The following is a 14832-nucleotide window of genomic DNA, read 5'->3' on the forward strand; positions in this document are numbered from 1 at the left end:
ATGGCCGAGATCGAAACCAACCTCGGCGAGGACGCCGGCAGCACACGCGCTCCCGCCGCGGCGCCCGAGCCGACGGCGCAGCCGACGCTCGCCGACTGGCAGGCCGCCGCCTCGAAGGAAGTGAAGGGCAGGGACCTCACCTGGAGCACGCCCGAGGGGATCGACGTCCAACCGCTCTACACCGCGGACGATGTTGCCGACTGGGATCCGGGCCTGCCCGGCTTCGCGCCGTTCACACGCGGCGTGCGCGCGTCGATGTATGCCGGCCGGCCGTGGACGATCCGACAATATGCCGGCTTCTCCACCGCGGAGGAGTCGAACGCCTTCTACCGCCGCAACCTCGCGGCCGGGCAGAAAGGGCTGAGCGTCGCCTTCGATCTCGCGACGCACCGCGGCTATGACAGCGACCACCCGCGCGTCACTGGCGACGTCGGCAAGGCGGGTGTCGCGATCGACACCGTCGAGGACATGAAGATCCTGTTTGACGGCATTCCGCTCGATCAGATGTCGGTCAGCATGACGATGAACGGCGCGGTGATCCCGATCCTCGCCTTCTTTATCGTCGCGGGCGAGGAGCAGGGTGTCGAGCGCGCCAAGCTCGACGGAACGATCCAGAACGACATCCTCAAGGAGTTCATGGTCCGCAACACATACATCTACCCGCCCGAGCCGAGCATGCGGATCATCTCGGACATCTTCGCCTATACCAGCCGCGAGATGCCGAAGTTCAACAGCATTTCGATCAGCGGCTATCACATGCAGGAGGCGGGGGCGACGCAGCTCCATGAACTCGCCTTCACCATCGCCGACGGCATCGACTATGTGAAATACGGCGTCGCCAGCGGGCTCGACATCGATAAATTCGCGGGCCGACTGTCGTTCTTCTTCGCGATCGGCATGAACTTCTTCATGGAGGTGGCGAAGCTGCGCGCCGCGCGGGTCTTGTGGCATCGCGCGATGACGCAGCTGGGGGCGAAGGACGAGCGCTCCAAGATGCTGCGCACCCACTGCCAGACCAGCGGCGTGTCGCTGACCGAGCAGGATCCGTACAACAACGTCATGCGCACCACGATCGAGGCGATGGCGGCGATGCTGGGCGGTACCCAGTCGCTCCACACCAACGCGCTCGACGAGGCGATCGCTCTGCCCACCGACTTCTCCGCGCGGATCGCACGCAACACGCAGATCGTGCTGCAGGAAGAGACGGGGATGACCAAGGTCGTCGATCCGCTCGGCGGCAGCTATTATGTCGAGAGCCTGACCAAGAGCCTGATCGACGGCGCGTGGGACATCATCGAGCGGGTCGAGCGCGAGGGCGGCATGGCCAAGGCGGTCGCCGCGGGCTGGCCCAAGGCGATGATCGAGGAAGCTGCCGCCGCGCGCGCGGCCCGGGTCGATCGCGGCGAGGACGTGATCGTCGGCGTCAACAAATACCGGCTGGCGGGTGAGGCGCCGATCGACATTCTTGATGTCGACAATGTCGCCGTGCGCGAGGCGCAGGTGCGGCGCATCGCCGCGGTCAAGGGGGCGCGTGACGAGACGGCGTGCCAGCGCGCGCTTGACGCGCTGTGCGCGGGCGCACGCGGCGACGCCAACCTCCTCGCCCTCGCGGTCGACGCGGCCCGCGCGCGCGCCACGCTCGGCGAGATCTCCGCCGCGATGGAGCACGTGTTCGGCCGCTTCGGCACCCACCCCAAACCAGTCAAGGGCGTGTACGGCGGCGCCTATACCGACGACGAGCGCTGGGCGCGGCTGGTGCGCGGCGTCGCGGCGACCGAGCGCCGCCTCGGCCGCCGCCCGCGCCTGCTCGTGGCGAAGATGGGACAGGACGGCCACGATCGCGGCGCCAATCTCGTCAGCAGCATGTTCGGCGATCTCGGCTTCGAGGTGGTGCCCGGACCGCTCTTCCAGACGCCGCGGGAGGCGAGCGAGCTCGCGCTCGAGAAGAACGTCGACGTGGTCGGCGCCTCCAGCCTCGCCGCCGGGCACAAGACGTTGATCCCCGAGTTGATCGGCCACCTGCGCGAGGCCGGACGCGCCGACATCAAGGTGATCGCCGGCGGGGTCATTCCCGCGCAGGACTATGACATGTTGCGGGAAGCCGGCGTGCAGGCGATCTTCGGACCCGGTACCAACCTGATCCGGGCGGCGGAGGAGGTGCTCCGCCTGCTCGGCCACAACATGCCGCCCGACGAGGAGACCGCGTGACCGTCTATCCTTCGCGCCGCGCAAGCGCGGCACACTGCCTGACCCTGATGGTCGGAGCGGCCGTACTGGCGCTCCTTGCTCCGCCTGCCGAAGCGCAGACGCAGGCGCAGATGAACCAGCAGGCCGGCGCCGCGTACAAACAGGCCGATGCGCAGATGACCCAGGCGTGGCGCGTGCTCTACGCCGACATGAAGAAGCGCGATGCCGCTGATGGCTCGCGCGGCGGCGGCTTCGGCTATGCCGCGGCGGCGCTCGCCAGCCAGCGCGCCTGGCTCCAGTTCCGTGACAGGCAATGCGTGCTAGAAAGCGGCGAGTTCGCCGGCGGCTCGCTCCAGCCGATGGCGCAGGCGCAATGTCTGGCGAAGGTGACCCGCGCGCGGACGCAGCAGTTGAAGGGAATAGGGTGGACGAAGTGACGGGCGCGCGACGCAACGACTGGACCCGCGAGGAGATCGCAGCGCTGTTCGACCTGCCGTTCGACGAGCTGATGTGGCAGGCGCAGACGATCCACCGCGCGCATCACGCGCCCGGCCAGGTGCAGCTCTCCACGCTGCTGTCGATCAAGACCGGCGGCTGCCCGGAGGATTGCGGCTATTGCTCGCAGTCGGTCAGTGCGGAGAGCGGCGTCAAGGCGACCAAGCTGATGGACGTCCGCGCGGTGCTCCAAGCGGCGGCGCAGGCGAAGGACAATGGCTCGACTCGCTTCTGCATGGGCGCGGCATGGCGCAATCCGAAGGATCGCGACATGGACGCGATCGTCGCGATGGTCGAGGGCGTGCGCGGCATGGGGATGGAGACGTGCATGACGCTCGGCATGCTCGAGCCGCATCAGGCCGATCGCCTCGCGACGGCGGGGCTCGATTATTACAACCACAATATCGACACCTCGCCCGAGCGTTACGGCGACGTGATCACGACGCGGACCTTCCAGGAGCGGCTCGACACGCTCGACGCGGTGCGCTCGGCCGGGATCAACGTCTGCTGCGGCGGCATCGTCGGGATGGGCGAGACGCGCGAGGATCGCGTCGGCTTCGTCCACGCGCTCGCGACGTTGCCCGAGCATCCCGGTAGCGTGCCGGTCAACGCTTTGGTGCCGGTGAAGGGGACGGTGCTCGGCGACATGCTGGCCGACACGCCACTCGCCAAGATTGACGAGATCGAGTTCGTCCGCACCGTCGCGGTGGCGCGGATCACCATGCCTGCAAGCATGGTGCGGCTGTCGGCCGGGCGCGAGAGCATGTCCGACTCGACCCAGGCGTTGTGCTTCATGGCGGGTGCGAATTCGATTTTCACCGGCGACAAGCTGCTGACCGCAGGGAACGCCGGCGACGACAAGGACGCCGCACTGTTCGCCAAGCTCGGGGTGACGCCGATGGCGGCGGAGTGCCGGCTGACCCAAGCGGCGGAATAAGCGGCGGCAGCCGACCAGATAAGACAGCGCTCGCCATCGCCTCATCGCGGTGGCGGGACAGCAGGAGAGGTCCGTGTTCAAGAAGATCCTGGTCGCCAATCGCGGCGAGATCGCCTGTCGCGTGTTTCGCACCGCCAAGCGGATGGGGATCAAGACCGTCGCGGTCTATTCCGACGCCGACGCGCGTGCGCCGCACGTGCTGATGGCGGACGAGGCGGTGCGCCTCGGGCCGGCGCCAGCGGCGGAGAGCTATCTCAAGGCCGAGCTGATCCTGCTCGCTGCCAAGGAAACCGGAGCCGACTGTATCCACCCCGGCTATGGCTTCCTGTCCGAGCGCGAGAGCTTCGCGCGTGCCTGCGCGGAGGCGGGAATCGCCTTCGTCGGCCCGCCGCCGGCTGCCATCGCGGCGATGGGGGACAAGATCGAGTCGAAGAAGCTGGCCAAGCAGGCCGGCGTCAACGTCGTCCCGGGCTATCTCGGCGAGATCGCCGACACCGACGAGGCGGTGCGGATCGCGGGCGAGATCGGCTATCCCGTGATGATGAAGGCCTCAGCCGGCGGCGGCGGCAAGGGCATGCGCCTTGCTTGGAGCGAGCAGGACGTGCGCGAGGGGTTCGACGCGACCAAGCGCGAGGGACTGGCGAGCTTCGGCGACGACCGCGTCTTCATCGAGAAGTTCATCGAGAGCCCGCGGCACATCGAGATCCAGGTGCTCGGCGACCAGCACGGCACCATCGTCTATCTCAACGAGCGCGAATGTTCGGTGCAGCGCCGTCACCAGAAGGTGGTCGAGGAGGCGCCGTCGCCGTTCGTCACGCCCAAGATGCGCGCCGCAATGGGCGAGCAGGCGGTCGCGCTGGCACGGGCGGTGGGCTACTACAGCGCGGGCACCGTGGAGCTAATCGTCTCCGGCTCGGATACGACCGGCGATAGCTTCTACTTTCTCGAGATGAACACGCGGCTGCAGGTAGAGCATCCGGTCACCGAGGAGATCACCGGGCTCGATCTGGTCGAGCAGATGATCCGCGTTGCGTACGGAGAGCCGCTGGCGTTCGGGCAGGATGACGTCGGCATCAATGGCTGGTCGATCGAGAACCGCGTCTATGCCGAGGACCCGTATCGTGGTTTCCTGCCGAGTATCGGCCGGCTGGTGCGCTACCATCCTCCCCGTTCCGGGGATGATCTGCCCCGCACCCGCGTTGACGACGGCGTCGCCGAAGGTGGCGAGGTCAGCATGTTCTACGACCCGATGATCGCCAAGCTGATCACTTGGGCACCCACGCGCGAGGCCGCCATCGACGCGCAGATCGCCGCGCTCGACGCGTTCGAGATCGAGGGACCGGGCACCAACATCGACTTCCTCTCGGCGCTGATGCAGCATCCGCGCTTCCGCGAGGGCCGGCTGACCACCGGCTTCATCGCCGAGGAATATCCTGACGGCTTCCACGGCGCACCCGCCTCTGCCGGACTGGTGCGCGAGCTCGCCGCGATCGCTGCCTTCGCCGCGACGGCGCACGCGGATCGCGCACGGCGGATCGAGGGTCAGCTCGGCCATCGCCTTCAGCCTCCCGCCGACTGGGTGGTGCGGATCGATGGCGGCGATCATGCCGTCCATGTCTCGCCCGACGCGATCAGCGTCGACGGCGCGCCGCTCGAGATCGGCATCGAATATACCCCCGGCGATCGCCTGATCGAGGCGGAGCTGGCGGACGAGGCGCGATTGGCGGTGCGGATCGCGCCGACGCGCACCGGCTTCAGGCTAACGACGCGCGGCGCCAGCCATGTCGCGCGCGTGCTGCCCGCGCGGGTCGCGCCTTACGTGCAGCACCTGCTTGAGAAGGTGCCGCCCGACCTGTCCAAATTCCTGATCGCGCCGATGCCGGGCCTGCTCGTCCGGCTCGACGTTGCAGTCGGCGACAAGGTCGAGGCCGGCCAGCCGCTCGCGGTGGTGGAGGCGATGAAGATGGAGAACATCCTGCGCGCCGAGAAGAGCGCGACGGTGAAGACGCTCAACGCGGCGGCGGGCGACAGCCTGGCGGTCGATCAGGTGATCCTAGAGCTGGAGTGAGGGCGGCGGACGGCGTATCGCTATTGCGCCAGGTGCCGCCGGTTCATCCCATTCCCCATCCTAAACTCGTTCCAGGATCCACGCCGCCGCACACTCAGGAGCTGCGTCGCTTGCGGCTTAGTGGATGCTGAAACGAGTTCAGGATGGCGCCCTTTTCAGCCGTGTCTCACCACGGCAAGGGCAGTCGTCGTCACGGCGCCGGCGGCGGCCACAGCTCCCCTCGAGCGTCAACTCGCCACGACAACTTGCGACATATTAACGCTGGACGTCCCCGGCGGGCATGTTCATGCATCGCAGCATGAGGCGTGCGACCCTTGCGACGACCCTGCTCGCGCTGGCGGGCTGCACCGTCGGCCCCGATTATCAGCCGCGTTCGGCGTCCGAGCTCGGCGTGCCGGTCGCTTACTCCGTGCCGGCGCCGCCGACGCGCGAGGACCTCACGCGCTGGTGGCAGCGCTTCGACGATCCCGTGCTCGGGGAACTGGTCGACCAGGCCGCAACCGCCAACCTCGACGTCGTGCAGGCGATCGCACGGCTGCGCCAGGCGCGCGAGTCGTTGGTGCAGAGCCGCGCCGACCTGCTGCCCTCGCTCAGTGGCAACACCGGCTACAGTCGCTCTGAGACGCTGCGCGGCGGCGGCCAGACCATCACGCTTCCCGACGGCACCGTGCAGAACGTCGGCGGCGGCGGCGCGGACAATTACTCGGTCGGGCTGAGCGCCTCCTATCAGCTCGGCCTGTTCGGCGAGGTGCGGCGCACGGTCGAGGCGAGCCGCGCGCAATATCAGGCCTCGGGCTTCGACTACGCGACCACATTGCTGTCGGTGCAGCAGGAGGTGGCGCGCAACTACGTGCTTGCGCGGCTCTACCAGGCGCAGCTCGCCAACGCCCGCGCCAGCCTCGCGCTGCAGGACGACAATCTCGAGATCGCGGGCTTCCGCGTCCAGGCGGGCCTGGTCTCGTCGCTCGACCAGGAACAGGCGCGCCAGCAGCGCGCGCAGACCGCGGCGACGATCCCCTCGCTGGAGCAGCAGTATAACGCCGCCGTGTCGCGGATCGGCGTGCTCACCGCACAGGCGCCGGGCGCGCTCAAGCCGCGGCTGGCGGCGGCTCGGCCGATCCCGGTCGGCGCGGCACCCTCGGGTATCGGCATTCCCGCCGACGTGTTGCGCCAGCGACCCGACGTGCGCGCCGCCGAGCGCTCGCTCGCCGCCGCGACCGCGCAGATCGGCGTCGCCAAAGCCGCGCTCTATCCTAATCTCGCGATCACCGGGAACATCAACACGCGTGCGGCGGGCGTCGGAACCCTGCTCGACACCGTCACCGGGGGACTGTTCGCGGGCATCACCCAGGCGATTTTCAACGGCGGCCGGCTCAACAGCCAGGTGCGGGGGCAGGAGGCGGCGGCCGACGCCGCGCTCGCCGCCTATAAGTCGACCGTGCTGACCGCGCTCGAGGACGTAGAGAATGCCGCGGTTGCGCTCGATACCGCGCGGCGGCGCGAGGAGCAGCTGACCATTGCGTACGAGGCCGCGAACAACGCGGCAATCCTGTCGCGCAGCCAGTATCGCACCGGGCTAACCGACTTCACCACGCTCAGCCAGCAGGAGGCGACGCTGCTCAGCACCCGCAACAGTGCGGCGCAGGCGCAGGCCGACGCAGCGACGGCGCTGGTGCAGCTCTTCGGTGCGCTCGGCGGCGGGTGGGACGCCGCCAGCGTGCCCGAGGCGCCGCCGCGCGCCGCATCGGCACCGACGCTCGTGCAACCCGCCCCCACCACCACGCCCAGCGACGGACAACCCTGATGCCCGAGACACAGCTCGACGACTTCCTGGGCGTCCAGCCGCAGCCGGCGTGGCGGCGCTGGGCGAAGTGGGTGCTGGTGCTTGCCGGCCTGATCGTCGTGCTGCTGCTGCTGTCGCGCTGCGTCTTCGGCGGCACCGAACCGGTGCGCTACGCCACCGCCGCGGCCAAGCGCGGCGACCTCACCGTGACCGTCTCGGCCACCGGCAAGCTCGCGCCGACGAACCAGGTGACGGTCGGCTCCCAGCTCTCCGGCCTCGTCACCAAGGTGGTGGTCGATGTCAACGATCGGGTCACCGCGGGTCAGCCGCTCGCGCTGATCGACCCGGAGCAGATCGACGACCAGATCCGCGCCGGCCAGGCGCAGCTCGCCGCCAATGAGGCGCAGGTGGCGCAGGCGCGCGCCACGGTGGCGGAGTCGCAGGCGCAGCTCGCCCGGCTCAACGAGGTGTTCAAGCTGTCGAAGGGGCGCGTGCCGTCGCGTACCGAGCTGCAGACCGGTCAGGCCGACGCGCAGCGCGCCACCGCGGCGCTGCGCGTCGCCGAGGCGAACGTCGCCGCCGCGCGTGCGACGCTGTCGCAGTCACAGACGCAGCGCGCGCGCGCGATCATCCGCTCGCCCGTCAACGGCGTGGTGCTCGCGCGGCAGGTCGATCCCGGCCAGACCGTCGCTGCCTCGTTCAACACGCCGACGCTGTTCGTGATCGCGGAGGATCTGTCGGCGATGAAGCTGGAGGTGGCGATCGACGAGGCCGATGTCGGCGAGGTGCAGGTCGGGCAGAAGGCGAGCTTCACGGTCGATGCCTTCCCCGGCCGCAGCTTTCCCGCGACGATCACGCGCGTCGATCTCGGCTCGAACCTGACGGTGAGCAGCGCCACCGCCTCCTCATCGTCGTCGACCAGCTCGACGTCGAGCACGAGCGGGCAGGTCGTCTCCTACGCGGCAGATCTGACGGTGGCGAACCCGACGCTCCAGCTGCGCCCAGGCATGACCGCCACCGCCGACATCGTCACCGCGGACAAGCGCAACGTGCTGCTCGTCCCCAACGCGGCCTTCCGCTTCAAGCCCAGCGCGGGCGGCGGTGGGCGCGGCGGCATCACGGGCACGATCCTGGCGGGGCCGCCGCGCCGCACGCGCACCGAGCGCAGCGCTACCGTGGGCCGCGGCGCGTCGCAGACCGTCTACATCAAGGGTGAGGACGGTACGCCGCAGCCGATCCAGGTCACCACCGGCGATACCGACGGCACGCAGACCGAGGTACTGTCGGGCGGCCTCAAGCCGGGTATGGAGGTCATCACCGGGCAGCTCGCCGCGGGCACCGACCAGGCCGGCGCCGCCAGCGCGAGCGGGCGCGGGCGTCGCAGCGGGGGAGGGGGCGCGGCGGGTGGCCAGTGACTCGCCCCTGATCAGCCTGCGCGGCGTCACCAAGGTCTATGGCGAGGGCGCGACGCAGTTCCAGGCGCTCAAGGGCGTCGACCTCGACATCGCCGCGGGAGATTTCGTCGCGGTGATGGGGCCCTCAGGTTCGGGCAAGTCGACGACGATGAACATCCTCGGCTGCCTCGACGTGCCTAGCGCGGGTACCTTCCTGTTCCAGGGGCATCACGTCGAGACGCTCGATCGCGACCAGCGCGCCTTGCTGCGGCGCCGGCATCTCGGCTTCGTGTTCCAGGGATTCAACCTGCTCAGCCGCACCACCGCGCTGGAGAATGTCGAGCTGCCCTTGCTCTATCGCGGCGACGAGAAGCGCGCGCGTCGCCAGTCCGCGATGGCGGCGCTGGAGAAGGTCGGGCTCGACCCATGGTGGGATCATACCCCCGCCGAGCTCTCGGGCGGGCAGCAGCAGCGCGTCGCGATCGCGCGCGCGATCGTCACCTCACCCGACGTGCTGCTCGCCGACGAGCCGACCGGCAACCTCGATTCGGAGCGCTCGATCGAGATCATGGAGCTGCTCACCGGGCTCAACCGTGATAGCAACATCACCGTGCTGATGGTGACGCACGAGCCCGACATGGCCGCGTTCGCGCGCACCGTGATCCACTTCAAGGATGGGCTGGTCGAGCGGATCGAGGCGCGCCACCGCCCCGGCGAGATGCCAGAGCGGATCGAGGCGCACTGATGCTGGGCACCACCTTCCTGCTCGCGCTGCGCTCGATCCGGCGCCACATCCTGCGCTCGTTCCTGACCATCCTGGGGATCGTCATCGGTGTCGGCGCGGTGGTGACGATGGTCACGCTTGGCAAGGCGACCACCGCCGCGGTGCAGTCGCAGATTGCGGCGCTGGGCACCAACATCCTCCAGATCCGCCCCGGCCAGGGCTTCGGCCGCGGCGGTGGCGGACCGCGCCCGCCCGACTTCAAGCCCGAGGACGTCACTGCCATCGCCTCACAGATCGCGGGCGTCACCGCGGTGGCCCCGCAGGCGCAGGCGAGCGCCACCGCGATCTACGAGGGGGCGAACTGGTCGACCACGATCAACGGTACCACCGCGGCCTATTTCCAGGTCCAGCCTTGGCCGTTGGTGAGCGGCCGGCAGTGGACGGCACAGGAGGAGCAGGCGGGCAAGGCGGTCTGCATCATCGGCAACACCGTGCGGCAGAACCTCTTCCGCGGCGGCGAGGCGGTCGGTGAGCGCTTCCGGATCGGCGACGTGAGCTGCGACGTGATCGGCGTGCTGTCGACCAAGGGGCAGGCCGGGTTCGGCGGCGATCAGGACGATATCGTGATCATGCCGATCAAGACGGTGCAGCGTCGCTTCACCGGCAACCGCGACGTGCGGCTGATGCTGGTCGGGGTCGACCAGGCCTATGCCACCAGCACCGTCCAAGCCTCGATTACTCAGCTGCTGCGCGAGCGTCGCACCATCACCGACGGGCGCGAGGACGATTTCAACATCTTCGACACCAAGCAGATCAGCGACACGCTCACCGGCACCACCACCGCGCTGACCCGCATCGTCGCCGCCGTGGCCGCGATCAGCCTCGTCGTCGGCGGGATCGGCATCATGAACATCATGCTGGTGTCGGTGACCGAGCGCACGCGCGAGATCGGCATCCGGCTCGCGATCGGCGCGGTGGCGCGCGAGGTGCTGTTGCAGTTCCTGGTCGAGGCAGTGGCGCTATCGTGCCTCGGCGGGCTGATCGGGCTGGTGCTGGCGCAGGCGGTGATCGCCGGGCTGACGCCGCTGCTCCAGGTGCCGTGGACGTTCGATCCGCGGATCAACTTGGTGGCGTTCGCGATCTCTGCGGTGATCGGGGTGGTGTTCGGGTATTTTCCCGCGCGGCGGGCGGCAGCGCTAAATCCGATCGACGCGCTGCGGCACGAGTGATCCGGCCCGTCTCCTAGCGCTGAACCACCCCGGCGAACGCCGGGGAGGGCGCTCTAGTAAGCTCTTACTCCCCCAGCCGTCCACGCAGCGCCGCCAGCGCGGCAGCGTCACCACCGCGCAGCACGTGCGAGTCGGGCCGCGACAGCGCCTCAGGCGCGTGAACCAGCTGACGCAGCGCCTCCAACTCCTCCGGCGTGTCGACGTCCATCAGTTCCGCCGCGTTGGCGACGACGTGACGTCCCGATTGGATCAGGTCGCGCGCGCCCTGGTCGCCGCTGATCGCGAGCAGCTCGTCGAAGCGCGCGCGGCCGAACAGCGCGGGCGGCCGCGGGGAGTGGCCGTCGCTCGACGCCACCACCGCCCGCTCGTCCATCTCGCTGGCGTCGAACAGCCGATGGATGTGCGCCGCGGTAACCCGCGGCATGTCCGCCAGTGCGATCAGCACCGCCTTGGCGTCGTGCGATCGCGCGCAGTCCACCCCGATCCGCACCGACGAGGCCATGTCCCGTTCCGGATCGTCGTTGTGCGTGACGAAGAAGCCGAATTGCGCGAAATCGATCTTGCACCCGTCGACCACCGCGATGCGCTCGCGGAACGGCATGTCCTCGAGCGCCACTGCGACGTGCAGCCCGAGCGGGCGTGACAGGAACGGCTGATCGAGCTTGCTGCCGATGTCGCCGAACCGCTGCGAGCGGCCCGCGGCGAGCAGGACGAGTACGGTATCCTCAACGGCGATCATTGAAGGCTCCCACCATCGCCGCCGCGATCGACAGCGCGATCTCGGACGGGCCGATCGCGCCGATGTCGATTCCGACGGGACCGTCGATCCGGTCGAGTTGATCGGGGTCAACGCCTGAGGCGGCGAGCCGCTCCCGTCGCGCCGCATGGCTGCGTCGGCTGCCGAGCGCGCCGACATAGCCGGCATCGGTCGCGAGCGCGGCGATCAGCGCGGGGTCGTCGATCTTGGTGTCGTGGCTGAGCGTCACCACCGCGGTCGCGGGGCCGGGCTTCCATGCCGCCACCGCCTCGTCGGGCCAGCGGTCGTCGAGCGTCACGCCGGGGAAACGCTCCGCGGTGAGGAAACGCCCGCGCGGATCGATCACCACCGTCTCGACGCCGAGTGCCTGGGTGAGCGCGGCGAGGCTCTGCGCGATCTGCACCGCGCCGACGATCAGTAGCCGCCGCGGCGGGTCGTAGCGGTTGGCGAATACCTCGCCGGTCTCGAGCGGGCGCAGGTCGGAATGGCCGGTGGCGAGATCGGTGGTGACGGTGAGCGAGCGACCGTCGGCGCGCGCCTCGGCGATGCGGTCGAAAAGCTCAGGGTCGAAACCCTCGGCCGACACGGGCTGGACCATGACGCTGATCTCGCCGCCGCAGGGCAGGCCCACCTCCCAGGCGCTGTCATCGGCGACGCCGTAGCGCTTGAGCTGGAACGGCGCGCCCGCGATCACCTGTGCGGCGGTGTCGAGGATATCGCCTTCGACGCAGCCGCCCGACACCGATCCTTCGAAGCGCCCGTCGGCATGGACGAGCATGTGGCTGCCGCGTGGCCGCGGCGCCGAGCCCCAGGTCGAGACCACTGTGGCGATCGCGAGCGGAGAACCCTTCCAGTTCTGCGCGGCAGCGAGCACGGAGTCGTTGTCGGCCATGATTTATGTTGGTCCTACGAAGCGTTGTGCCCCTGCGCACGCAGGAGCCCAGATTGACGGGCGCCGCGATCGCGGCACCATGTATTCCGGCTCAGGGCCGGGATGACAGCGCGATCGGAACGGGCGGCGCCGCGCAATCATCCGCTCACACCGGCGGCAGCGCGGCGAGCAGCGTGTCGAGCGTGGCGGGGACGTTGCGCACGCGCACGCCGGTGGCGTTGTGGATCGCGTTGATCACCGCCGCGCCCGCGCCCGAAATGCCGAGCTCGCCCACCGCCTTGGCACCGGTCTGGTTGGCGGCATCGTCGATCTCCTCGACGAAGTGGCACTCGATCCGCGGCGCGTCGGCGTTCACCGCGACGTGATACTCGCCGAAGTCGGGGTTCACGAACCGGCCCGAGCGCGGATCCACCACCGCGGCCTCGCCCAGCGCGTAGCTGATCCCCCAGATCATGCCGCCGACCAGCTGGTTGATCGCGGTGGCGCGGTTGAGCACGCGGCCGACGTCGAACACGCCCACCATCCGTCGCACGCGCACCTCGCCGGTGACCGCGTTGACCGCTACCTCGGCGAAATGCGCGCCATGGCTGGCCTGGCTGGTGCGCTTGGCCTGCTGCCCCGGCGTGCTGCGCCCGCGCGCGACGATCGGCGCGTCGCGGACGAGGTCGGCGAGCGGTACGGTGCGTGACCCGGCGCTCACCACGCCGTCGCGCAGCACCAGCTCCTCGGGCGCGGCGTTCATCCGGCGCGCCAGCTCGGCGAGCACCTCTTCGCACGCCAGTGCCGCGGCGGAGGTGGCGCTGCCCGCACCGAACGAGCCGCCCGATCCAGCGGTAGGCGGCAGGTCGGTGTCGCCGAGCCGCACCGTCACCGCGGCGGGCGCGAGGCCGAGGATCTCGCCGACGGTCTGCGCCAGGATCGTATAGGTGCCCGTGCCGATATCGGTCATGTCGCACGAGACGGTCGCCGCACCGCCCGTGTCGAGCCGAACCTCCGCTTCGGCGGTCACGGTAAAGTTGCCGCGTAGCGCGGTCGCCATGCCGATGCCGATCAGCCATTCGCCGTCGAGCGTGGTGCCGGGATCGGGCACGCGTTCGGGCCAGCCGAAGCGCCGCGCGCCCTCGGTGTAGCAGTCGAGCAGCCGGCGCGTGGAGAAGGGGCGCGACGTGGTGGGATCATAGGCCGGCTCGTTGCGGCGGCGCAGCTCGATGGGATCGAGCCCGAGTTCCTCCGCCAGCTCATCCATCGCGCATTCGGTCGCGAAGGTGCCGACCGCCTCGCCCGGCGCCCGCACCGCACCGGTTGGCGGCAGGTTCACGCGGACCAGATCGGTGGTCATCCGCCGCGCCGCGCCGGCATAGAGCGGGATCGTCCCGAACGGCACCGGTTCGACGAAGCCGGCATCGTCGTTCTGCTGCGCGATACTCTCGTGCGCGATGGCGGCGATGTGACCCTCGCGATCGCACGCGATGCGGACGCGCTGCGTGGTCGGGCTGCGATGGTGCACCAGATAGGCGGTCTCGCGCCGGGGAAGGGCTACCTTCACCGGGCGACGCAGCCGCTCGGCGGCAATGGCGGCGAGGATCACCTCGGGGCCGACGCCGGTCTTGCCGCCGAAGCCGCCGCCTACATAAGGCGCGAGCACGCGCACCTTGTCGGGAGCCATGCCGAGCGCGGTTGCGATCGTGTTGCGTGCGGCGCCAACGATTTGGTTGCTGGACCGCACCGTCAGCACGTCGCCTTCCCACCAGATCGTCGAGGCGTGCGGTTCGAGCGCGGCGGGAAAATGTGGCGGCGTCGTGTAGATGCGGTCGAGCACCACCGCGGCGTCGCGCAAGCCGGTGTCGAGATCGCCGGTGTCGACGGGCGCGAGGAAGGCCGATTTGGGCTGGCGTTCGATCGGCAGGTCGGCGGCTTCGTAACGGCCGGGCGACGCCTCGGCGTCGACGCGGACCAGCGCTGCCGCCTCGCGCGCGACGGCCTGCGTCTCGGCGATTACCACTGCGACCGGCTGGCCGTAATGGAAGACGCGATCGGTGCCCTGGTGCGGCATCGCGCGCGAGTTGGCGCCCCCCGCGGGGATGCGTGGATCGTCGTCGATCACCGTCAGCACGCCGGGCAGCGCGCGCGCCGCCACGGCGTCGATGCGCGTGACCCGGCCGGCGCCGACCGGGGCGCCGACCACCGCGGCATAGACGACGCCGTCGGGCGCTTGCTCATAAGCGTAGGTAGCGGCACCTGTGACCTTCAACGGTCCCTCGACGCGTGGCAACGCGGCGCCGAGCACGCCCTGCACTGCACGCGTGAGTCCGCCCGGCCGTTCTGCCGCATCGATCGCTTGCTCGAACATGCTGCCCGTCCAAATT

The 14832-nt window shown here is 69.6% G+C and carries 11 protein-coding genes; 8 read left to right on the forward strand and 3 right to left on the reverse strand.

What is annotated here, in order from left to right; all coding sequences use genetic code 11:
• The 8 genes from scpA (at position 1) to QBJ89_RS00570 (ending at position 10817) form a co-directional block, all read left to right on the forward strand.
• Positions 1-2208, forward strand: coding sequence for a methylmalonyl-CoA mutase (gene scpA, locus QBJ89_RS00535; protein WP_277978594.1), 2208 nt, complete (start codon positions 1-3; stop codon positions 2206-2208).
• Complete coding sequence (locus tag QBJ89_RS00540) at positions 2205-2624, forward strand: lysozyme inhibitor LprI family protein (RefSeq protein ID WP_277978595.1); 420 nt, start codon at positions 2205-2207, stop codon at positions 2622-2624. The genes scpA and QBJ89_RS00540 overlap by 4 nt, the downstream gene beginning before the upstream one ends.
• Entirely contained in the window at positions 2612-3619 is a 1008-nt protein-coding gene (gene bioB, locus QBJ89_RS00545) for a biotin synthase BioB (protein ID WP_277978596.1), read from the forward strand. Before QBJ89_RS00540 ends, bioB begins: the two co-directional genes overlap by 13 nt.
• A gap of 73 nt (positions 3620-3692) precedes the next feature.
• Positions 3693-5687: an acetyl-CoA carboxylase biotin carboxylase subunit gene (locus QBJ89_RS00550; RefSeq protein WP_277978597.1), complete on the forward strand. Its 1995-nt coding sequence runs from the start codon at positions 3693-3695 to the stop codon at positions 5685-5687.
• A 298-nt stretch (positions 5688-5985) separates the two neighbouring features.
• Positions 5986-7491 carry an efflux transporter outer membrane subunit gene (locus tag QBJ89_RS00555; RefSeq protein WP_277978598.1) on the forward strand — a complete coding sequence of 502 codons (1506 nt, stop codon included), beginning with the start codon at positions 5986-5988 and terminating at the stop codon, positions 7489-7491.
• On the forward strand, positions 7491-8885 hold the full coding sequence (locus tag QBJ89_RS00560) for an efflux RND transporter periplasmic adaptor subunit (protein ID WP_277978599.1): 1395 nt from the start codon (positions 7491-7493) through the stop codon (positions 8883-8885). The genes QBJ89_RS00555 and QBJ89_RS00560 overlap by 1 nt, the downstream gene beginning before the upstream one ends.
• Positions 8875-9609, forward strand: coding sequence for an ABC transporter ATP-binding protein (locus QBJ89_RS00565; protein WP_277978600.1), 735 nt, complete (start codon positions 8875-8877; stop codon positions 9607-9609). The genes QBJ89_RS00560 and QBJ89_RS00565 overlap by 11 nt, the downstream gene beginning before the upstream one ends.
• Positions 9609-10817, forward strand: coding sequence for an ABC transporter permease (locus QBJ89_RS00570; RefSeq protein ID WP_277978601.1), 1209 nt, complete (start codon positions 9609-9611; stop codon positions 10815-10817). The genes QBJ89_RS00565 and QBJ89_RS00570 overlap by 1 nt, the downstream gene beginning before the upstream one ends.
• 64 nt (positions 10818-10881) lie before the next feature.
• On the opposite strand, the gene QBJ89_RS00575 is transcribed toward QBJ89_RS00570, so the two are convergent.
• The 3 genes from QBJ89_RS00575 to QBJ89_RS00585 all read right to left on the reverse strand — a co-directional run bounded on the left by QBJ89_RS00575 (position 10882) and on the right by QBJ89_RS00585 (position 14816).
• Positions 10882-11556: a nucleotidyltransferase family protein gene (locus QBJ89_RS00575; RefSeq protein WP_277978602.1), complete on the reverse strand. Its 675-nt coding sequence runs from the start codon at positions 11554-11556 to the stop codon at positions 10882-10884.
• Entirely contained in the window at positions 11543-12466 is a 924-nt protein-coding gene (locus QBJ89_RS00580) for an XdhC family protein (RefSeq protein WP_277978603.1), read from the reverse strand. The genes QBJ89_RS00575 and QBJ89_RS00580 overlap by 14 nt, the downstream gene beginning before the upstream one ends.
• 145 nt (positions 12467-12611) lie before the next feature.
• Complete coding sequence (locus QBJ89_RS00585; protein ID WP_277978604.1) at positions 12612-14816, reverse strand: xanthine dehydrogenase family protein molybdopterin-binding subunit; 2205 nt, start codon at positions 14814-14816, stop codon at positions 12612-12614.
• Positions 14817-14832: the final 16 nt, after the last annotated feature.

This window comes from Sphingomonas phyllosphaerae, assembly GCF_029623345.1.
Taxonomy (GTDB): Bacteria; Pseudomonadota; Alphaproteobacteria; order Sphingomonadales; family Sphingomonadaceae; genus Sphingomonas; species Sphingomonas phyllosphaerae_C.